At 45.1% G+C, this 21,526-nt stretch carries 16 protein-coding genes; 6 read left to right on the top strand and 10 right to left on the bottom strand.

Features of this window, described 5'->3' with window-relative positions:
- Both OZ660_RS15600 and OZ660_RS15595 read left to right on the top strand, forming a co-directional pair.
- Complete coding sequence (locus OZ660_RS15600; protein ID WP_202262374.1) at positions 1–423, top strand: DNA polymerase III subunit chi; 423 nt, start codon at positions 1–3, stop codon at positions 421–423.
- 35 nt (positions 424–458) lie between these two features.
- Positions 459–3,233, top strand: coding sequence for a valine--tRNA ligase (locus OZ660_RS15595; protein ID WP_274741535.1), 2,775 nt, complete (start codon positions 459–461; stop codon positions 3,231–3,233).
- A 90-nt stretch (positions 3,234–3,323) separates the two neighbouring features.
- On the opposite strand, the gene OZ660_RS15590 is transcribed toward OZ660_RS15595, so the two are convergent.
- The 5 genes from OZ660_RS15590 to OZ660_RS15570 form a co-directional block, all read right to left on the bottom strand.
- On the bottom strand, positions 3,324–6,008 hold the full coding sequence (locus tag OZ660_RS15590) for a hybrid sensor histidine kinase/response regulator (RefSeq protein WP_274741534.1): 2,685 nt from the start codon (positions 6,006–6,008) through the stop codon (positions 3,324–3,326).
- 45 nt (positions 6,009–6,053) lie between these two features.
- The gene (locus tag OZ660_RS15585) at positions 6,054–7,337 is read right to left on the bottom strand and encodes an ABC transporter substrate-binding protein (RefSeq protein ID WP_274741533.1); all 1,284 of its coding nucleotides are present in this window, start codon (positions 7,335–7,337) and stop codon (positions 6,054–6,056) included.
- 228 nt (positions 7,338–7,565) lie between these two features.
- The gene (locus tag OZ660_RS15580) at positions 7,566–8,354 is read right to left on the bottom strand and encodes a choice-of-anchor H family protein (RefSeq protein WP_202262369.1); all 789 of its coding nucleotides are present in this window, start codon (positions 8,352–8,354) and stop codon (positions 7,566–7,568) included.
- 108 nt (positions 8,355–8,462) lie between these two features.
- Positions 8,463–8,864, bottom strand: a complete 402-nt coding sequence (rraB, locus tag OZ660_RS15575) for a ribonuclease E inhibitor RraB (protein WP_159626512.1) — start codon at positions 8,862–8,864, stop codon at positions 8,463–8,465.
- Between the two features lie 32 nt (positions 8,865–8,896).
- Positions 8,897–9,622, bottom strand: coding sequence for a 1-acylglycerol-3-phosphate O-acyltransferase (locus tag OZ660_RS15570; protein WP_274741532.1), 726 nt, complete (start codon positions 9,620–9,622; stop codon positions 8,897–8,899).
- Positions 9,623–9,878: 256 nt separating this feature from the next.
- Here OZ660_RS15570 and OZ660_RS15565 point away from each other — a divergent pair, with 256 nt between their 5' ends.
- Positions 9,879–11,018: an HD-GYP domain-containing protein gene (locus tag OZ660_RS15565; protein ID WP_274741531.1), complete on the top strand. Its 1,140-nt coding sequence runs from the start codon at positions 9,879–9,881 to the stop codon at positions 11,016–11,018.
- 87 nt (positions 11,019–11,105) lie between these two features.
- Here OZ660_RS15565 and glnG read toward each other — a convergent pair whose 3' ends face one another.
- The 4 genes from glnG to glnA form a co-directional block, all read right to left on the bottom strand.
- Complete coding sequence (gene glnG / locus OZ660_RS15560; protein ID WP_202262365.1) at positions 11,106–12,515, bottom strand: nitrogen regulation protein NR(I); 1,410 nt, start codon at positions 12,513–12,515, stop codon at positions 11,106–11,108.
- Positions 12,505–13,590 (bottom strand): nitrogen regulation protein NR(II), encoded by a 1,086-nt coding sequence (gene glnL, locus OZ660_RS15555; RefSeq protein WP_202262364.1) that lies wholly within the window; start codon positions 13,588–13,590, stop codon positions 12,505–12,507. Before glnL ends, glnG begins: the two co-directional genes overlap by 11 nt.
- A 131-nt stretch (positions 13,591–13,721) precedes the next feature.
- The gene (locus OZ660_RS15550) at positions 13,722–14,348 is read right to left on the bottom strand and encodes a DUF4124 domain-containing protein (protein ID WP_232369597.1); all 627 of its coding nucleotides are present in this window, start codon (positions 14,346–14,348) and stop codon (positions 13,722–13,724) included.
- A gap of 103 nt (positions 14,349–14,451) precedes the next feature.
- On the bottom strand, positions 14,452–15,861 hold the full coding sequence (gene glnA / locus OZ660_RS15545) for a glutamate--ammonia ligase (RefSeq protein WP_202262363.1): 1,410 nt from the start codon (positions 15,859–15,861) through the stop codon (positions 14,452–14,454).
- Positions 15,862–16,307: 446 nt separating this feature from the next.
- Between glnA and typA the strand changes: the two genes are divergently transcribed.
- The 3 genes from typA to OZ660_RS15530 all read left to right on the top strand — a co-directional run bounded on the left by typA (position 16,308) and on the right by OZ660_RS15530 (position 20,030).
- The gene (typA, locus tag OZ660_RS15540; protein WP_202262362.1) at positions 16,308–18,140 is read left to right on the top strand and encodes a translational GTPase TypA; all 1,833 of its coding nucleotides are present in this window, start codon (positions 16,308–16,310) and stop codon (positions 18,138–18,140) included.
- Positions 18,141–18,382: 242 nt separating this feature from the next.
- Positions 18,383–18,769 (top strand): response regulator, encoded by a 387-nt coding sequence (locus OZ660_RS15535; protein WP_274741530.1) that lies wholly within the window; start codon positions 18,383–18,385, stop codon positions 18,767–18,769.
- 97 nt (positions 18,770–18,866) lie between these two features.
- Complete coding sequence (locus OZ660_RS15530; RefSeq protein ID WP_274741529.1) at positions 18,867–20,030, top strand: MalY/PatB family protein; 1,164 nt, start codon at positions 18,867–18,869, stop codon at positions 20,028–20,030.
- 91 nt (positions 20,031–20,121) lie between these two features.
- Here OZ660_RS15530 and OZ660_RS15525 read toward each other — a convergent pair whose 3' ends face one another.
- Complete coding sequence (locus OZ660_RS15525; RefSeq protein WP_274741528.1) at positions 20,122–21,318, bottom strand: Nramp family divalent metal transporter; 1,197 nt, start codon at positions 21,316–21,318, stop codon at positions 20,122–20,124.
- Positions 21,319–21,526: the final 208 nt, after the last annotated feature.

Here is a 21,526-nt window from a genome sequence, read left to right as displayed (position 1 = left end):
ATGCCACAGGTTATTTTTTATCAACTTACCAGTAGCGACAATGGTGTGGCAGGCCGCGCCAGTGAAGTGATTGCATCGGCATACGCTAATAAACAAAAGATTAGCGTATTGTGCGACACTCAGGCGCAGGCTGAGCAGGTTGATGAATTGTTGTGGCAGCTACCGTCAGATCGTTTTGTTCCTCACAACCTTCACGGTGAAGGTCCACAAACGGGTACGCCGGTAGAAATTTGTTGGCAACCGCAACAGGTAGCCAGGCGACAAATGGTGGTAAACGTGGGCTCTGGCATGGTGCCTTCGCCCAACCAACATCGCCAAATTATTGATTTTGTACCCGTGGATGAAAACGCTAAGCAAGCGGCACGGGTAAGATATAAAAACTATCAGCAAGCTGGTTGCAATATGCAGTTTAAATCTGCATAAGTTTTTCGCATCTAGCTTCAATTTGAGAGTAAGTAATGGATAAAACCTTTGAACCGCAGTCCATCGAGCAGCAATGCTATAAGTCATGGGAAGATGCGGGTTTATTTAAAGCTTCAGGCAGTGGCGACCCATATTGTATTTTGCTTCCGCCACCCAACGTAACGGGTAGCCTTCATATGGGCCATGGTTTCCAACAAACCATTATGGATGCCCTTACTCGTTACCACCGCATGAAAGGTGACAACACGCTTTGGCAGGTGGGTACAGACCACGCGGGTATCGCAACACAAATGGTCGTTGAGCGTCAGCTTAACGCACAGGGTAAGACTCGCCACGATTTAGGTCGCGAAGACTTCATTAAAAAAGTGTGGGAATGGAAAGAGCACAGCGGCGGTACTATTACCGGCCAAATGCGTCGTTTGGGTACGTCACCTGACTGGTCGCGCGAAGTGTTTACCATGGACGAAGACCTGTCTAAAGCTGTGACAGAAGTATTCGTGAAATTGCACGAAGAAGGCCTTATTTATCGCGGTAAGCGATTGGTAAACTGGGACCCAGTGCTTCACACTGCAGTATCAGACCTAGAAGTACTGAACGAAGAAGAAGACGGCCACATGTGGCACATGCGCTATCCGCTAGCGGATGGCAGCGGTGAGCTAGTAGTAGCGACTACCCGCCCTGAGACTATGCTAGGTGATACAGCGGTTGCAGTGCACCCAGATGACGAGCGCTATCAAGACTTTATCGGCAAAGAAATTAAGCTGCCTATTACTGGTCGTTTAATTCCTGTGATTGCCGATGACTATGTTGACCAAGAATTTGGTACAGGCTGCGTTAAAATTACGCCAGCTCATGACTTCAACGACTACGATATGGGTAAGCGTCACAACCTACCTATGATCAATATTCTTACCGACGATGCGAAAATTAACGATGATGCGCCAGAAGCATACCGTGGTTTAGATCGCTTCGACGCGCGTAAGCAAATTGTTGCAGACCTAGAAGCACAAGGTTCACTGGTTAAGATTGAACCACATAAGCTAAAAGTGCCGCGCGGTGACAGAACCGGTGCCGTCATTGAGCCATACCTAACTGACCAATGGTATGTTGCCGTTGAGTCTCTTGCAAAGCCTGCTATTGAAGCAGTAGAAAGTGGCGAAATTCGCTTTGTGCCAGAGAACTGGAACAAAACGTATTACCAGTGGATGCACAATATTCAAGATTGGTGTATTTCACGTCAGCTGTGGTGGGGACACCGTATCCCTGCGTGGTACGACGAAAATGGTAATGTTTTTGTTGGCCGCACTGAAGAAGAAGTGCGTGAAAAGCATGGACTTGGTAGTGATGTTTCCCTTTCACAAGATGACGACGTTCTTGATACTTGGTTCTCAAGTGCGCTTTGGCCATTCGCAACCATGGGCTGGCCTGAAGAAACACCAGATCTTGAAACGTTTGTTCCGTCTTCAGTATTGGTAACGGGTTTTGACATTATCTTCTTCTGGGTTGCCAGAATGATCATGATGACCAAGAAATTTACTGGCAAGATCCCGTTTAAAGACATTTATATTACCGGCCTTATCCGCGATGAGAACGGCGACAAAATGTCAAAGTCGAAGGGCAACGTGCTTGACCCAATTGATTTGATCGACGGGATTGATATCGAGTCGCTCGTGACTAAGCGCACCGCGGGTATGATGCAGCCGCAGCTTGCTGAAAAAATTGCTAAGCGTACTCGCAAGCAATTTCCTGATGGTATTCAAGCTTACGGTACTGACGCATTACGCTTTACCTTTGCAGCGATGGCGTCAACCAGCCGCGATATCAATTTTGATATGGCCCGTGTTGAAGGCTACCGTAACTTCTGTAACAAAATTTGGAACGCATCGCGTTTTGTATTAATGAACACAGAAGAGCACGATACAGGTCGTGACGGCGGCGAGATGGTGCTTAGTATGGCCGATCGCTGGATTTGGGCGAAGTTCCAACAAACGCTGGTTGAGTTTGAAAAGGCCCTTGAAGACTACCGTTTCGACATTGCTGCGCAAACCGTTTACGAGTTCACCTGGAACCAGTTCTGTGACTGGTATCTAGAGCTGACTAAACCTGTGCTTAACAATGACGCTAGCACAGAAGCTGAAAAGCGCGGTACGCGTCATACGCTTATTAACGTACTTGAAAGCCTGCTTCGCTTGTTGCACCCGCTAATGCCATTTATTACCGATACTATTTGGCAGCGCGTTGTTCCACTAAGTGCGCTTAAAGTAGAAGAAGGCGCTAGCATTATGGTTCAGGCATTCCCTGAAGTTGATGCTGCGAAGCAAGACGATAAAGTGCTTGCCGACATTGAGTGGGTGAAGAAGTTTATCGTAGGTATTCGTAATATCCGCGGTGAAATGGATATCTCTCCAAACAAACCACTTAATGCGCTACTTAAGAACGTAAGCGATGAAGATGCACGCCGTCTTGATGCCGCTAAAGCGTTCCTTGATAAGCTTTCTAAACTTGAAACCGTAACCGTATTGAAAGACGGTGAAGAAGCGCCAGCAAGTGCAGCAGCGCTTGTGGGTGAGATGGAAATTCTTATCCCAATGGCGGGGCTTATCGACAAAGACGCAGAGCTTGCTCGTATTACCAAGGCCATGGAGAAAATCGAGAAAGACGTATCTCGCACTCGCGGTAAATTGGGTAACGAAAAGTTCGTAAGCAATGCACCAGAAGCCGTTATCGAAAAAGAGCGTGCTAAGTTGGACGAGGGCGAAAAAGCACTTGCGAAACTTAAAGAGCAGTTCGAGACAATTCAGGCACTGTAACGTTTAGCAACTATGCTATTTGAGAAAAGGGCTGTCTTATAGACAGCCCTTTCTTTATGTCATTGCCCTGATTTTAATACAATCCACACGTTACGCTCGGTGTTGGCCACTTTGTTTCGTCAAGTAACGCATTAAAAGTGCTACCAGAGACTTTTGTTTTATAGGTTTGGTCAGGTAGTCGTCCATACCTGCTTCTATTGCGCTCTGTTTATCTTCTTTCATTGCGTTAGCTGACAGGCCAATGATAGGGATATGTTTGTACCCTTTTTCTCTTAATGAGATGGTGGCTTCGTAACCATCCATCACGGGCATTTGAACATCCATGAGAATAAGGTCGTACTCCGGGGAGTTTTCGACTTTTCGGACCGCCTGTTTACCGTCTTCAGCAATATCAAACGTAAGCCCCAGGTTAGTTAGCATTTCTCCTGTGACCAATTGGTTGATGTTGTTGTCTTCGACAAGTAAAACATGGCCTTCAAGACTAACTGCTTGGTTGTCATCCTCAAAATCCATCGCGGCTTCATCGTCATTGTTAATCATTTGATTAACGAAGCGCTCGAACTGTGCCGGTGTGAATGGGTGCATAATAAATGGCCCTTTCCACAATGAGGCGTATTTTGACTGCAACGCACTGCCAGCACTTTCCATGATCAAGCCAATGGATTTCCCTTGTTCCAGTAGCTGATTTAACCACGCAATATTGAGCCTGAATACACTAAACTCTGGAATGTCGACGAGGATGTGAGAGGGTAATGATTCAGCCTGCTTAGCCTCTTCAACTGACATTATCGCGCTGCTATTTACATTAATTTGTTTGCAATAACTGCGGGGCAAAAGCTTTTCTTTGGTGATATAAACGCAATCGCTCGGTAACTCGGGCACGCGCTCTAATACACCACTTTGATTCTTAAATGCTTTAAGTGGTAATGAAACCTCGAACATGCTGCCTTTGCCCAGTACAGAAGTGGCGTGCAGCTGGCCGTGCATAAGTTCAGTAAGTTGACTTACAATAGCTAAACCTAAACCCGTACCCCCGTACTTCCGGTTGGTAGAGCCGTCGGCTTGTGTAAAAGGGTTAAAAATTCTGGCAAGCTGCGATTTACTCATTCCTATACCAGAATCAGTAATACGCATTGTCAGTGACAAGACGTTACCGCTCGCATTTAGTTCACCGTCAAACTCAATATCAATTCTTCCTTGCTCGGTGAACTTAACGGCATTATTACCAATATTCATAATGATTTGAGCAATACGTAACGGGTCGCCTATCACTTGGGGTGGAATTTTGGGGTTAACAGTAAAATGAACAGACAAGTTCTTTTCTTTCGCTCGAAGTGCGATTACAGCAATAAGATTGTCAAACAAAGAATGAAGAGAAAAGCTCACTTCTTCTATTTTTAGTTTGCCCGCCTCTATCTTCGAAAAGTCGAGAATGTCGTTAATAACACTCAACAATATTTGCCCTGAGTACGCGGCTTTATCAAGGTAGCCTTTAACTGTTGGGTTTAAATCCTGTTGTTGTGCTAGTTCTATCAAGCCTATGATCCCATTCATCGGCGTGCGAATTTCATGGCTCATATTGGCAAGAAAGATACTTTTAGAGGCCGTAGCTTGTTCAGCCTTAATTTTTGAGTCAGTTAGCGCTTTATTAAGATTCTCAAGCTGGGCATTCATATTTTGTGTGTCTTCCAGCAGCTTTTCCGTTTGGCGATTTTTATCACTGAACACCAACGCTGCCCTAGCCAGTTTCCCAATTTCATCTTTACGTGTGCTGCCGGGAATATGAGAGATTTGTATGCCGCGCGAAAGTTTGTTGAATACTTCGGTAATGGAGCGAATGGGACCCAAAATGCGAAGCGTAGAGAATAGTGCAGCAATCAATGCCAATAAAATGGCAAAAAGGGAAAATAGCTCACCATTTTGCTGCGTGTTTTTGGCAAGCGCGTACGTACGTTTGGTTATAATTTCTGAGTCAGACGTTACTTTGCTTGCTAGCTCTCCACTTAAATACAAAAATTCGTTGGCAGACCCTGCCATTACGACATTGACTAAAAATAGATTGCCTTGGGTTATTTGAGTGAGCTTGAAAAAGTCGGCCTTTGCTTTTTCCGTCAGTCTGACAATGCGGCCTTGAACTGCTTCGTCGTTTGACAATGGTAAAGATTGAAAAGCATTAATGGCATCGTTAAAGTGCTTAGTATAGTTAATGTCAGGTTTAGACAAATACTTAAGCATGGCGTTTTCCGCACGCAAAAGTAGTGACAGCGCACTGTCAATCGACGCTTCGTTCAATGCACCTTTATCTAATGCATCTTGAAGTGTTCGCTCTAGCGTTGTGATATCAGACAGCGTGCCATAGGCGACTAAATTATCGCGTTCTGAACGTGCATCAACCACTTGGTTAAAATTCTCTTGATACGCCGTAAGGTGCTCACGCATACGCGTTAAAATGTAATCGTCAGCGGCCCGCACATCAGGTGAGTCGGCTTTGGCTAACTGGTCGAGCTTGGAGTTTATCGTAACCATCAATCTGCCAAAACGAGTGATGGCTGACTGACTGGCATTTTCTTTAAAAATGAGCACGTTGCGTTGTAAGTCTACGACATCGCGTTCAAGCTCTTTTACTAACCCCACATCTATAACTGCTTTGGCAGCCGAAGACACGCCACTATTGAGAATGGCTTGGTTTTCTCTGGCAATAAACCCCTGCGCCAAAATGAGTGCCACAAGAGCGACTAAAACGGCAATCAGTTGTATTCGAATTGATGATAACATGATGGTAGTGAGGTCCTATCTCATGAGCACAAAGACAAGAAAGGGCTATGACGTAATAAACTCATACCACTTTTGCAGGCTATATTCGTAAGTCGGCATAACTGTATTCCATACTGCCACGTTGCTAAACCGTTCTTCGTAGCTACCGCCATTCCTCTGCGCTCCTTTTTCGACACTTATCATGCCATCGGTACCTTTTAGTGGCGCCGTCGCCACTTGCCCCTTGTACCAGTAATTCCACTCTGCCTCAGATAGATATTCTGCAGACCGCTGTGGGTTCGATATGTAATAGCCTTGGCGGGCAATAAATGCACCGGGCCACCCCGACAACCACCAATTCATGTATTCATAAGCAACATCTTTGCTTCTTCCGTGGGTTGCAGATGACAAGCACATTACCCCATGCCAGCCGCGATAGCCTTCCTTGGGGGCGGCGAACGTCACTGGGATATCTTGACCATTTAGCGCAGATACCGCAGGTGAAAACATACTCTCAATCGCAACTCTGCCGCTTTTCATGAATTGTACAGATTCGGGAACTGAAGTCCAAAAACCGCTAAAGTGATTTAACTGTGTGAGTTCTATTAGTACGCTGAAAAGACTGTCTAGTTCAACTTCGGTCATTGCACCAATATCATCAAATTGAACAAAGCCTTTCGCTTGGGCGGCGAGTGCTAAGTCAAAAAGGCCAATGGTGGGGTCATTAACAATCGCTACTTTACCGGAATAACGACTATCCAGTAGCCACCCCCAGCTTTCGGCTTCACCTTGAAGTTCTTGGGGTAACAAGCGCCTGTCGTAACCAAAGGAGTCTACATTGTGTACGTAAGGCAAAAAGCTGATAGTATCAGTATGACGTTCACCTAGCGTTCCGTTGCCTTGCACATTGATAATTTTGTGTGGTGCGTCGCCTGCTCCCATTCTTGCGTTTGCAGTGAGCTTGCCCGTTTTCGACAGATCATTAATCTCTTCCCAATACGCAATTCGCTTTTTCTCAATAGGCTGAATTGCTTTTGCACGCCATAATACGTTAATGCTGTTTGACCACTGTTCGTAGAGATCAAACGATGTTGGGTTCATTGATGCTTTTTGAAGTACAGCCGCACTGCCGCCGGGTTCAAAAACAATGTTTATTCCCAAGTCTTGCATGGCACGTTGCCGAAGCTCTTCCTGTAATGTGACATGTGTGCCTAACACCCTAAGTGTCGGTTTTGCTTGACCAATGGCAAAGGGAGTAACTCCAGCAGTAATACCCAGAGCTGCGCCGCCTTTGAGAAGCGTGCGACGGGCAGGGGAGTGAGGCGTATTGGGTTTTATCTTATGCGGCATTGACGCAATTCCATGACCATTATGCAATACATAATATTCTGGCATCTATTTCAGAGAGTTACCAAAATAATAGTCGTGGCGTGAAATTGCGTCAATCAACAACATCTAGAGCCTCATGCGGCTTTACTCGTCGCTAATTTGGAATAACCAAACCACGCAACTCGTTCATTGCCTGATACTCGCTTGGAATGAACAAAAAGTGTACCGCAAAGGTCAACACGCTCTAGACTATGACTTCCATAAACGCCTAGCGCTTGCTATTAATCCCAAGGCAAATAATGACAAGAACGTAGTACTGCCCCCGTGCTCTTCTACAATGACTACTGTTTCTTCAACGACGTATTCATTGTTCTCGCTTTCAAGCGGTAAGTAGGCGAAGTCGGCGTTATCATAGCTATCTGAATAAGCTACCAATGTTTCTGTATCGGCATCGTAAAGTTCTAGCAGTACATCGTAGTCACTGGTAGGAAAGCCGGAAACCAATGTACTTTCTATTGTAAAACTATCTGTAGAGTCTTCGCCATAGATGTAAAATTCAGAAGAAACGTGAATGGCATCGTAGCGGTCATTTTTACCCACATACAATACGGCATAAACAGGCGCACTGGTGAAAATGGTGTCTGCATCGAATTCTACTGAAAAGGTTGAGTGATAACCGTCGTAATCGATATCGTTATCAAGCGTTACCCAAGTATCATAAATCCAAAATTCGTTAATACTGTTTACAACAATATCACTTGAGGATTTGCTTGAGCCAATATACTTCTGGGTACGCGCTGTTTTGTCAGCATTGATTACAGCTTGGCTTTTTGTTGGTGTATCGGCGGTCTTTTGCGAATTGTTTGAAGCAACAGCCAACGGCTCGTTTGATTGCACGTAAGGCTTATCATAGCGAAATTCTTTTGAAGCCACTTTTATTGGGGCTGATGTGTCGGCAGCTTGCGCTGTTGTCGGTACTAGCACGTGCAACAGCGCAAATGCTGATAATGTTGCTAAAGAAATCTGAGATGTTTTCATTTGTGCATCCTTTTCCAATCGTTAATGACAGTGTCATTGTTGATGGAAAAAGATGAACAAAAGCTGAAGACTACCTTAACGCTTTAGTGGTCGCCCTGTAAGTCCGCGCTAGTCGTCGTAGAAATTACTGTCATCGTCGTCAAATTCGCCGTCTTCACGAGGCTCAAAATAGGTGCCCCAGCCGTCGTAAGTGACATCGTGCTTATCTGCAATCTTGAGCAAGGTGTCGATATCTTTATTTAGCTTTTCAATGTCAAGCCCGCGCTCAACAATAGCATCGAAACAAAAGACAGTGTCACCGTCGTCTAACACCAACTCTTCGGCATCTGTTACTTCAAAGCCTGCTTTGAAGGCGTCAACGGCTGCTTTTTCAAGAACGTCAAAGTCCGTACTGGCAAAGTGGTGCTCGATAGTATAGTCGGCATCTGCTTGGCTGCCGTCTTCTAGAAGGGCATCAATAGTTTCTTGGTTAAACTCGTACCACTCTTCTCTTTCGTCAAACTGGTTCATGATAGACACTCAATGGAAATTTTGACGCAAGTTTACCTGCTTTTTTCCAGTTCATCGACCTGAGTATTTATTTGTTCGAATTTTTGTTTCATTTGGTCGTTAAAATGTACCATCCATTCTTTTATTGAGTGATCTTCGGTTAATGCTTCAGGCGCAGCAATATCAATAAGTACAATGCCGTTATCCCATCGGTTCCATTTTACTTTCTTGTGCAAATTGCTGGCTGTTACCATTACAACAGGTTCATTCGTTGATTTAGCAAGCCTAAATGCGCCTTGCTTAAAAGGAAGGATACCGCGGCCGTAGCTTCTTGTTCCCTCCGGAAAAAGCCAGACAGAGGTTTTCTTGTTAGCAATTTTATTTGCCGCTATATCTAGCGTGTTGCGCGCACGGCCAGAGTTTTTTCTGTCTATAAGAATGTTGCCCGACAACCAGTAAATTTGGCCGAAGATCGGGATCCATTTAAGGCTTTTTTTTCCTATAGTGACAACACCCGGCAGTGCTGCTTTACATATGGTAATGACATCAAAGCTATTTTGATGATTTGCAATGTAGACATAGGGTTCATTTATCTTCACCGCAGGGTCTTTTTGTATCACTATCTTTAGGCCCACCACTCTGGCCATTAACGAATAAAGCTGTCCAGCAATATGAACATTATTTTTGTGGAAAGGGCGAGCAATACACACCACAAGCAAAACGATGTTGATAAGTAAAAAAGCAATGAATAGTGCTGGAACGCGGAATAAAGCTAACAAAACAACTCCTAGAGATAAATGACGCGCGCAGTATAGTTGAAGTTTCAGCGTACACTTGTCCGATGAGTTTTTACAGCGCTTCTAGGTGTAATGCCAGTATCAGCGCGCCGTATGGCTATAAAATCAGCAAAAAACTATGGAACAAAATACTTTTTGCGTGGTTTCCTACTTTTCTGTGCTTTAGTATAAGGAAATTAAGCCGATACCCGTTTACAATAAAAATAAATTAAAGCGCAATTTAACCACGGTAATTTGTATGCAGACATTCACTCCTGACGACCTAGAAGAAGATATTCTTACTGACCTAATGGAGGAAATTAACGAGCTCTATGAAGCAAGTGAGCAGACGTTGATTGAGCTAGAGCTTCGTCCTGAGGACAACGAATTGCAGCGTGCGCTTTTCCGTTCTATCCATACAATCAAAGGCGACTTAGGGTTAGTTAATTTCTCGCCGATGATCCCGCTACTGCAACACGTTGAAGATTTGCTCGACTATTTGCGTAAAGGGCAAGTCGCCTATACCAGTACAATGAGCGACTTGGTTTTACTTACCATGGACAGGGTAAAGGCCTTTGTCGAGTTAGTCATGGCGAAAGGGAGTGCTGAGTATGACGATAATCTGCATAATCAGCTTGTACTAGCGATTAGCCGTATTACGCCTGACAACGCTCCAGAGCATGAAAAGCGACTTACCGAAGCCGTGCTATTACTCAACCCGACACTTGATGTCATCGCTGACGATGATAACCCTGACAAAGTGCAAATTAAGCCGCCAGCTCTGTCGTCTACAGGTATTCCAAAAGATATCAGTAGTGAGAAAAAGCAAGATATCTTATTTTTCCGTGATTTGATGCAAACCATTGAACGTCGTTCCGATTACTGGTCTGGGCGAGGTGACCGGATTGCGAAGTTGGCAAAATATATCAATGACGTAGCAGGCAACCCTATTGATGAAGATCAGCTTGCTGTAGCCAGTTACGTTCATGATTTTGGCATGGCATTTATGCCGCTTAAATTATTGCACAAAGGCGACGCGCTAAGTGAAATAGAATTCAATTTAATGCGTTCACATGTGTATAAAAGTGCGCGATTGTTAGAGCATCTTGACCAATGGGATATGGCGCGCAAAATCGTGATGCAGCATCACGAGCGAACCGATGGTACGGGGTATCCGTTAGGCATAAAAGAGGACGATATTTGTGACGGTGCAAAGCTTTTAGCCATTGTGGATACATACGATGCTATGACTCACCCACGGGCACACAATCAAGATAATGTACTTTCAAAGAAAGATGCCGTTATTGCCATTAACCGTAGCGCAAAAGGGCAATTTAGTATGAAGTGGGTGCGTGCTTTCAATAAGGCAATGACCCAACTATTAACTAAAGGCCATTGAATGTAGCGGGTTGTTAAACGCGAATAAACTAAAAAAGGCACGCTATTGTGCCTTTTTTAATTTTTGTCTTTCTCTTTTTAAATGGCGCTAATTGACCCCGAGCTCTTTGAGTTTTCTGGTAAGTGTATTGCGCCCCCAGCCCAAACGCTTTGCTGCATCTTGTTTATGCCCGTGCGTGTGAGCAAGTGCTCGTTCTAGCATTACACGCTCAAACGTTAGCATGGCATCGTTTAAAATGTTGTACTGACCATCTCTAAGTTGCTTATCGGTCCATGATGCGAGCAGATCAGGCCAATCCGCCGATTCAGATAAAGGTTTATCTACGCTGCTATCTGCATGGATCTCTGGTGGAAGGTCGCTCGGTAACACTTCTTGGCCACTTGCCATCACCGTAAGCCAACGACACACGTTTTCAAGCTGTCTCACATTACCCGGCCAAGGTAACTGCGACATAACGCGCTCGGCTTCTTTTGAAATACTTTTGGCCTCAACATCAAGTTCTTTTGCGGCGCGTCGTAAGAAATGTCTAGTCAACAGAGGAATATCTTCACGGCGCTCAGCAAGAGAGGGGAGGTGTACTCTGATCACATTCAAACGATGGAACAAGTCTTCACGAAATTTCCCTTCAGCTACGCGCTGCTCTAGATTTTGGTGCGTTGCAGCGATGATCCTAACATCTACACTGACCGATTGATGGCCGCCTACTCGATAAAACTGCCCGTCTGCCAAAACGCGAAGTAAACGCGTTTGTACATCAAGAGGCATATCGCCAATTTCATCTAAGAACAATGTACCACCATCGGCCTGTTCAAAACGACCTTGTCTAGCGGCTTGAGCACCAGTAAATGCGCCTTTCTCATGGCCAAATAGTTCTGACTCAACGAGGTCAGCGGGGATCGCTGCCATGTTCAGTGCAATAAAGGGTTTACTTGCTCGAGGGCTGTGACGATGCAAAGCATGGGCGACCAATTCTTTACCAGTACCGGATTGACCGTTTATCAATACACTAATAGAAGAGCGAGATAAACGACCTATGGCGCGAAAGACCTCCTGCATTGCAGGCGCTTCACCAATAATTTCTGTTACCACATCATCTTGCTGTACATTACTAACAGTAGATTGCTCTCTCGCGTGAGCAAGTGCTCGCTGCGTAAGTGTTACTGCTTCATCGATATCAAAAGGCTTGGGTAGATATTCGAATGCACCTTTTTGATAAGCGTTCACAGCACTGTCTAAATCACTGTGCGCTGTCATGATAATGACGGGCAGCATGGGGTGAGATGCGTGAACTTCGTTAAGCAGTGCCATCCCGTCCATTTGTGGCATTCTGATATCTGAAATGATGACTTCTGGCGCCTGACCACTTTGAAGCTGAAGCAACAGGTCTTCAGGGTTTTCAAAGCTTAAACAGCTAATATTGGCTGTTTGTAAGGCCTTTTGCAGTACCCAACGAATTGAACTGTCATCATCGACAATCCATACTGACTCATTCGTCATCGTCTGTCTCCTTACGATCTATTGGAATGTAAATTACAAATTCGGTATGGCCCGGGTAGCTATCGACGTCGATTTTGCCACCGTGATGGTTGATAAGCGTTTGGGAAATTGACAGCCCGAGGCCAGATCCATTTTGTTTACTGGTTACCATGGGGTAAAACAGTGTGTCTTTTATTTCTGGTGGGATCCCAGGACCGTTATCAATAATCTTGATCTTCGCAACCAAGGCGTGGCGCTTGGTTTGAATGGTCATTTGACGTTCAATACGTGTAACGATACGAATCTGAGGGTGTTCAGTCTTGCTCTCGATTAGCGCCTGAACGCTATTTCGTATGATATTAAGCACCGCTTGCTGAATCATGTCAGGGTCAAGCATTAAAGGGGGAATACTCGGGTCGTAATCGCGCACTATGGTTATCGGATTTTCGGAATCAACACGCATTAGGCTGCGCACTTTCTCTAGTGCTTGATGTACATTGCTCCACTCAAAGCGCGGTAGAGAGTTAGGTCCGAGTAAACGGTCAACTAAGTTGCGCAGCCGATCAGATTGCTCGATGATCATTTGCGTGAACTCTTTGTGTTCCTCACTAAGTTCTTTTTCAAGAAGCTGTGCGGCGCCACGAATGCCGCCTAGCGGATTCTTAATTTCGTGAGCGAGCCCCCGCACTAACTCGCGAGCTGCAAAGTGTTGTGCATTTTGTAAATTTTCTCTGGAAATACGTTTTTGCTGATCGATTTTTTTTACTTCAAACAGCAAGCGAGGGCCATCTTCAAGATGAAGGTTGGTTACCGTTAAGTCGGCTGAAACGTAGCGATTATCGCGAAATGCTAACTTAATTTCGTTTTCAGTGAAGTCTTCACCTTTTCTAATGGCGGCTTTTAATCGCGTGGTCTCAATTGTACCGGGCAGAAAAAAGTCTTGCAGAGGATGGCCAAGCAATTGCTTTTTACCCGTCTCAAACAATGCTTCCCCGGCATGGTTGGCGTAAACGATAGTTAGCTTGCTGTCTACCATCACCAGTGCGGTATTGAGGCTATTTATTAGCTGCTGTGTCTCTAACTCGGTTGTTTGCATCCGAGCTCGTCTCCTTTGCACCATTATTGTGCATTGTAGCGTGCTAATGTGCCAAGTGCGATTTTTTATTCAGTGATGGATCTCAATGCTGAACCGCCTTGGTGCGCTTATTGCGCTTGCGTTGCACGCTATTAGTTATTAATTAACGCCGATGCCTGATGTAGGTAAAGGGTTTGTAAAGGAGACGATGCAAGAGTCTTGCCCGTATTATTAGTTAGCTCAACTTTAAATGTATGTGCCCCGCGATTGATACCTTCTAGCTTGAATATGCCTGAACTATTGCTTGCATATTGGGCATTATCAAAAATTAGTCGATAGAGAGGCGCTTTTGGTGCATTGGGTTGAGCTGCACGAATAGTCAGCTCACCCAAGTTGTTGCGGATAGTCGCTTCTGGTGCAGGCGTGAGAATCGACACCGCATAATTGGGTTTCTTTTTTTCAGGCGGTGGTGGCGGCAAAGTAGGGGGAGTGGCAGCGGTGACAACGTTTTGAGTTTTACCGTCAAATGACATGGGAGTGGCATTGGCTGAAGGTTTATCGGTAAAAGTCACGCTGCCATCGTCAGCGACTACTTTGTAAATTGTATTTGCTTTAGCGCCTTGATGGCTATCATTTAAAGTCGTCGTTGAATCGGTATCCTCAGCGCGTTGTTCAAGCGCGTCACTTGGTTGTGGCTGAGAGGTTTGACAAAACGCAGTAACGCTTTGCAGTGAAGCAAGTAACACTAGAACTGAAATGGCTGTAGACGTAATCTTCACGAGCACCGACCCTGATAAGCTTGATATCGTTATAGTAGTTAAACAATAGACATAAAAAAAGCCCGCAATGCGGGCTTTAGTATGATTCTAAATACTGCGTGAATTAAACGCTGTAGTACATGTCGAACTCAACTGGGTGAGTTGTCATGTTAAGTTTAGTGACTTCTTCAGACTTAAGGTCGATGTATGCATCAATCATGTCGTCAGTCATAACACCGCCAGCTTTAAGGAAGTCACGGTCGTTATCAAGAGCTTCAAGCGCCATTTCTAGCGAGCTTGCAACAGTTGGGATTTCAGCTGCTTCTTCTGCTGGTAGGTCATACAAGTCCTTATCCATCGCATCGCCAGGGTGGATCTTGTTCTTAATACCGTCGATACCCGCCATAAGCATAGCGGTGAACGCTAGGTATGGGTTAGCTGTTGGGTCAGGGAAACGCACTTCGATACGGCGCGCTTTATCGCTTGTTACGTGCGGAATACGAATAGATGCAGAACGGTTACGTGCAGAGTATGCAAGCATTACCGGTGCTTCGAATCCTGGAACTAGACGCTTGTATGAGTTAGTAGAAGCGTTCGCAAACGCGTTAATTGCACGCGCGTGCTTGATGATACCACCGATGTAGTAAAGTGCTTCTTCAGAAAGGCCTGCGTACTTGTCACCCGCGAAAATGTTCACACCATCTTTAGAGATAGACTGGTGGCAGTGCATACCTGAACCGTTATCACCAACTAGAGGCTTAGGCATAAAGGTAGCTGTTTGGCCGTATGCGTGCGCAACGTTGTGAACAACGTACTTGTAAACTTGGATTTCGTCAGCTTTCTTAACTAGCGTGTTGAATTGACAAGCAATTTCGTTTTGGCCAGCAGTTGCTACTTCGTGGTGGTGCGCTTCAATTACAAGGCCCATCTCTTCCATAACCAAACACATTGCCGCACGGATGTCGTGTGCAGAGTCTACTGGTGGTACTGGGAAGTAACCGCCTTTAACGCCTGGGCGGTGTGCCATGTTGCCGCCTTCAAACTCTTCACCAGAGTTCCATTTTGCTTCTGAAGAGTCGATCTTGTAGAAAGAACCCGCCATGTCAGTGTGGAAGCGAACGTCGTCGAAAAGGAAAAACTCTGGCTCTGGGCCAAAGAAACATGTGTCACCGATGCCAGTTGATTTTAGGAATTCTTCTGCACGACGAGCAACTGAGCGTGGGTCACGCTCATAACCTTCCATTGTAGAAGGCTCAACGATGTCACAACGAATGTTTACTTGTGTTTCTTCAGCAAAAGGATCTACTACGCAGCTTGTTGCGTCTGGAAGAAGAACCATGTCTGATTCATTGATGCCTTTCCAGCCAGCAATTGAAGAACCATCGAACATTTTACCTTCTTCGAAAAACTCTTCATCAACAACGCTCGCAGGAATAGATACGTGTTGTTCTTTACCTTTCGTATCGGTAAAACGTAAATCTACAAACTTCGCTTCACTTTCTTTAATCAGCTCTAATGCCTTTTCTACTGACATCGTGTCCTCCAGGTTTAATGTAAAAATGCGGAATGATCAGCTTCACCCCAACAGTGGAAAAAGTGAAAGCGATTATCATGCCATCTATATGTATGCCGTATTTTGTGGCATCGCACGAAAAGCATCACTTTCGAATTGAAATATTTGCACTAAGTTGGTGCAATATTGCACGGTTATGGTTCATGTTGTATGTTGCCGCCGTGATTTAGACTAGATTACTTTATGAACGCTTACCACCCAAAATGCTAAAATGGATGGGTAAAGCAGGAAATCTTTAGTGGAGTTAAGGTTTCGCATCTATTTTTAAAAAAAAGATGCGCAAACGTCGTGGTTTTTCTGTACAATCCGCGCAAATTTTTCTATCTGCATTTTTTTGCAACAAATCTACTGCATACTTTTTCATTTCGAAATAAGTCGGCATCGATTTACACAGGCTCTATATAAGCATGAATACCACTGATATTAGTAAATTGCGTAACATCGCAATCATCGCCCACGTTGACCACGGTAAAACAACCCTGGTAGACAAACTGTTACAGCAGTCTGGCACACTCGAGTCTCGAGGCGAGCAAGAAGAGCGCGTAATGGACTCGAACGACATCGAGAAAGAGCGTGGCATTACCATCCTTGCGAAGAACACCGCGATTAACTGGAATGACTACCGTATTAACATCGTAGATACTCCAGGACACGCCGACTTCGGTGGTGAAGTAGAGCGCGTTATGTCAATGGCCGACTCTGTACTTCTACTTGTAGATGCGCAAGAAGGTCCAATGCCACAAACGCGTTTCGTTACGCAAAAGGCATTTGCTCAAGGTCTTAAGCCTATTGTTGTTATCAACAAAATCGACAAGCCTGGTGCACGTCCTGATTGGGTAATGGACCAAGTATTCGACCTATTTGATAACTTAGGTGCAACAGATGAGCAGCTAGATTTCCAAGTTGTTTACGCTTCTGCACTTAACGGTTGGGCGTCATTGGATGCCGACACCAAAGAAGACGATATGACGGCGCTGTTCCAAACTATTGTTGACCAAGTATCTCCACCAGATGCTGATATCGACGGCGCGTTCCAGATGCAAATCTCTCAGCTTGACTACAACTCATATGTGGGTGTAATCGGTGTAGGTCGTGTTAAACGTGGTTCTGTTAAGCCTAACCAGCAAGTGACGGTTGTTACTGCTGACGGACAAAAGCGTAACGGTAAAGTTGGCCTTGTGTATGGCTATCTTGGTCTTGCTCGTCACGAAGTTGAATCTGCACACGCGGGTGACATTATTGCGATCACGGGTCTTGGCGAACTGAAAATTTCTGACACTATCTGTGACGTAAATACTGTTGAAGCACTTCCTCCGCTAACGGTTGATGAGCCGACAGTAACGATGACGTTCCAAGTAAACACTTCACCATTTGCGGGTAAAGAAGGTAAATACGTAACGTCGCGTAACATTCTAGAACGTTTGAAAGACGAACTAGTACATAACGTTGCATTGCGTGTAGAAGAAACACAAGACCCAGATAAATTCCGCGTATCTGGCCGCGGTGAGCTTCACCTAGGTATTCTTATCGAGAACATGCGTCGTGAAGGTTACGAGCTAGCGGTATCACGTCCGGAAGTAATTCTGAAAGAAGTTGACGGTGCAACGCAAGAACCTTACGAAACCTTGACTATCGACTGTGAAGAACAGCACCAAGGTTCAATCATGGAACAGCTTGGTCTGCGTAAAGCAGAAATGACTGATATGTCTCCAGATGGTAAGGGTCGCGTGCGTATCGACTTTATCATTCCAAGCCGTGGTCTAATCGGTTTCCAAACTGAGTTCATGACATTGACGTCAGGTTCTGGTTTGCTATACCACACATTCGATCACTATGGTCCGTACAAAGGCGGTATCATTGGTAAGCGTAAGAATGGTGTACTTATTGCGAACGCAAACGGTAAAGCATTGACTAACGCTCTATTTAACCTTCAAGAGCGTGGCCGCCTATTCATCGGTCACGGTGTTGAAGTTTACGAAGGTATGGTTATTGGTATTCACAGCCGTGACAACGACCTGACGGTTAACGCGCTTAAAGGTAAGCAGCTTACTAACGTTCGTGCTTCTGGTACTGACGAAGCGCAAACACTTGTTCCGCCAATCAGAATGTCTCTTGAGCAAGCGCTTGAGTTCATCGATGACGACGAGCTAGTAGAAGTTACACCTGAGTCTATTCGTATTCGTAAGAAGCTTCTTACTGAAAATGAGCGTAAACGCGCATCACGCGCACCTAAGTCGTAAGCGACTAACACGCCAATAGCTTTGAAAAATGCCAACATCGAGTTGGCATTTTTTTTGTCCTAATAAACGTATTTAAATAGATACTTTTACTACTACCAAATTCGACCAAAGGTTAGTAGCGATAAGCGACTTTACTGCCTATCCTAGTGATGTAGGGTTGCGTTTTTTTATCAGTGGCATGGGTTGCTGGTTGATGTAACGAGCTTTCAAACTTCATCAGAATAATAATTAAGGGGTAGTGAGTGCTTTCAGTTGCAGTGGTTGAAGACGATCAAATTACGCTGGATTTAATTGTTGAGGCGTTAGAAACACAATTAGACGCCACAGTACATCCGTTTAGTCGAAGCAAGTTTGCTCGTGACTTCATATTGCAGCAAACGAACGACACGCTGCAGTTAATCATCAGCGACCAAGTAATGCCCGATTACGATGGTTTGAGCCTGCTGAAAACCTGCCATGCAGCCAGATTAGATATCCCGTTTCTATTGATTACTGCTGACCCTAGTAAAGCGTTGGTGGTAGAAGCTAAAGCACTGCAGGTCGCGGGATTTCTTGCTAAGCCACTGGATATGACCGAACTTGTTTTCAAGTCCAAAGAAGCTCTAGCCAGAACAACATCCGCTATTTAAGTTCATTTTGGTATAGCAAATCGTCGACTGGTGCTAGTTTCTCATAGCTGAAACTTTTACACTGGAGCTATCTCAGTAAGTAGCAACAGGATGAACAGTGAGCGCGCTATTTGACAACACCCCTTCAAGAAAAGACACGTTTTCGTTTAAATGGCAAAAATACAAAGGTAAAGACGTTATTCCAGCGTGGGTAGCTGACACTGAGTTTCGCTGTGCCCAACCTATTTTGGACGCCATTAGCGCGCACGTTGAACACGGCAATATGGGTTACATTTTGCCTGCACATCATGAAGGTGCTATCAATGCAGTATGCCGCTGGTTGAACGACAAGCACAATTGGCAGATTGAACCTGAATGGTTAGTGTGGACACCTGGCGTAGTGCCTGCATTTAATGTGGCGATAAAAGCGACGTGTGAAGAAGGTGATAAGGTACTTATTCAAACACCTAATTATCCACCACTACTTGCTGCGCCCAAGATAAATGGGCTAGAGCGTGTTGATATTGGTACTGTGATAGAAACCACGCTTGATAGCAAGGGGGCAAAGGTTGAGCGCTATACGCTTGATTTCGAAGCGTTGGAACGAGAAGCGGCCGACCCCAAATGTAAGCTATTTATCTTATGCAACCCAATGAACCCTGTTGGTTCGGTATTAACGCAAAGTGAACTAGATCGTATTGCCGCTATTTGTAATCAACATAACGTCACGCTTTGCTCAGATGAAATTCACTGCGATCTGATTCTAGAGGAAGGAAAGTCGCATATTCCGGCGGGAAGAGAAGCGGCGTTATCACAAAATAGTATTACCTTAATGGCGGCAAGCAAAACCTTTAACATTGCAGGTTTAGGTACTTCGTTTGCCATTATACCAAACCGAAAGTTGCGATTAGCATTTACCCAAGCCGCTGCAGGCATTGTGCCTTGGGTAACTGTATTGGGTTTGGCCGCGACAGAAGCAGCATTTACGCTATGTGACGATTGGCATCAAGCACAAATTCAGTACTTACGTGAAAACCGCGATCGCGTTGTTGAGGTGATAAATAGTATTGATGGCCTAAGCATGCTTAAAGCCGATGCAACCTTTCTTGCGTGGGTTGATGCAAGTGGTTTGGGCGTGGAAAATGTACTTACGTGGGCTGAAGAAAAAGGCGTTGGCCCGTCGCCCGGTGTCGATTTTCATAAAGCGGATCACTTTAGAATTAACTTTGGCTGCAGCCGTGACATGCTAGACGCTATCTTAGCGCGCTTGTCGGGTTCTTGATTGACGGGCGTTCAATTGGTTAGGGCTCTAATGAAAGGTCAATTAAAACAGCGCTTCATCGATAACGCATCGTGAAGCGCTGTTTTTTGTATTAGCTAAAAACACCAATAAGCTTATAAGCGCCTAATGCTACCACAGTGCCTACTACTACAACGCCTGCTAAGTTACTTTTCCATGTATTTCTAAACTCGCCCAAAGCGTTACTTTTGTTCATCACCACCAACAGAAAAATGGCGATAATGGGCAACAATAAGGCATTAGTTGCTTGGGCAAACAATATGGCGGGCAATGGTTTAAAACCCAAAGCGGCAACGCCAACGCCGATTGCGATAATAACAAACCATACCGTTTTGAACCCTTTACTTTGCATATCATCTGACATACCTAATGCACCGGTAACTGCGTAAGCTGCAGCGAGTGGGGCGGTGATAGCACTTGTTAATCCGGCCGCAAATAAACCAAGCGCGAAGAACCACTGTGCTTTATCACCGAGCACTGGCTTTAGTTGTTCGCCCATATTGCTGGCGTCCATTGAGGCAGCTTGATTGAAAAATGCCATCATTGCCGTGGCCATAACGATCATGGTAATGAGGCCGCCCATACTGATGGCTCTCGCTGACTGTTGTCGACAGGCAGTTACTGCCGCAATTTTATCTTGCCCCCGAGATGATTTAGCCACTAAGCTGGCATGCAAAAAGAGGTTGTACGGTACTATGGTAGTGCCAATTAGCGCCAATACAGTGGTAATGGCGTCTGTATCAAGCCGAGGAGAGAGCATTTGTGAAAGCATAGCGCTAACATCAGGCTTGGCGACCAGTAGCGTTACAAGAAACACACCAGCCATAATAAACACCAAATACACTAATACCGTTTCTATCCACTGATAGCTTCCAGTCCACAAAAGTGCTATCGCAATTACGCCTAAAATACTTGCCCATGGGCCAATCCCAATATTAACAAATGCATCTAAGCCAATGGCGGCCCCTGTTAAATTACCCGATTCATACGCGGCATTACCAATACCAATAGCGGCGACAATAAGCACGATAAAAAAGTGTTTTAGCCAAGGCTTGTAGGCCATGTTTTTCATCGCGCTGGCCAGCCCTTCCTCACTGGCTACACCCAGTCTTGCGGCCATATCTTGAAGCACTATTGTGGCAAAAATAGAGAAAAGTAGGGCCCAGACAAGATGGAAGCCGAAGTTTGCACCTGCCAAGCTTGCTGTGGTTACTGTACCTGGGCCAATAAAGGCGGCCGCGATAATATATCCTGATTTATCTTTTGCCATTGCAACGACTCTTAGTTAAGTTTTGCTATCATGACAATAGGGCTGCGAGTACGCAACACTCTCGCTACATCAATTCAATTTGTTGAATTGATATTAACCCTATTGTCGCGTACCCAGCTCTGAGGTGGAGTAAAACAGCCAGTTGGCCATTGCTCTCAGAAAAATGGCTGCGCAGCCTAACGTTTCACAAAATAGAACGCAAATTAAA

Source organism: Alteromonas sp. 009811495 (assembly GCF_028865455.1).
GTDB lineage: Bacteria > Pseudomonadota > Gammaproteobacteria > Enterobacterales > Alteromonadaceae > Alteromonas.
The sequence above is the reverse complement of the archived record's forward strand: the minus strand, read 5'-3'. Positions and strand labels throughout refer to the sequence as shown.

Excerpts from the sequence above, each read along its gene's own strand:
- OZ660_RS15600 (WP_202262374.1), top strand. The coding sequence starts at position 1 with ATGCCACAGGTTATTTTTTATCAACTTACCAGTAGCGACAATGGTGTG.
- OZ660_RS15595 (WP_274741535.1), top strand. The coding sequence starts at position 459 with ATGGATAAAACCTTTGAACCGCAGTCCATCGAGCAGCAATGCTATAAG.
- OZ660_RS15590 (WP_274741534.1), bottom strand. The coding sequence starts at position 6,008 with ATGTTATCATCAATTCGAATACAACTGATTGCCGTTTTAGTCGCTCTT.
- OZ660_RS15585 (WP_274741533.1), bottom strand. The coding sequence starts at position 7,337 with ATGCCGCATAAGATAAAACCCAATACGCCTCACTCCCCTGCCCGTCGC.
- OZ660_RS15580 (WP_202262369.1), bottom strand. The coding sequence starts at position 8,354 with ATGAAAACATCTCAGATTTCTTTAGCAACATTATCAGCATTTGCGCTG.
- rraB (WP_159626512.1), bottom strand. The coding sequence starts at position 8,864 with ATGAACCAGTTTGACGAAAGAGAAGAGTGGTACGAGTTTAACCAAGAA.
- OZ660_RS15565 (WP_274741531.1), top strand. The coding sequence starts at position 9,879 with ATGCAGACATTCACTCCTGACGACCTAGAAGAAGATATTCTTACTGAC.
- glnG (WP_202262365.1), bottom strand. The coding sequence starts at position 12,515 with ATGACGAATGAGTCAGTATGGATTGTCGATGATGACAGTTCAATTCGT.
- glnL (WP_202262364.1), bottom strand. The coding sequence starts at position 13,590 with ATGCAAACAACCGAGTTAGAGACACAGCAGCTAATAAATAGCCTCAAT.
- glnA (WP_202262363.1), bottom strand. The coding sequence starts at position 15,861 with ATGTCAGTAGAAAAGGCATTAGAGCTGATTAAAGAAAGTGAAGCGAAG.
- typA (WP_202262362.1), top strand. The coding sequence starts at position 16,308 with ATGAATACCACTGATATTAGTAAATTGCGTAACATCGCAATCATCGCC.
- OZ660_RS15525 (WP_274741528.1), bottom strand. The coding sequence starts at position 21,318 with ATGGCAAAAGATAAATCAGGATATATTATCGCGGCCGCCTTTATTGGC.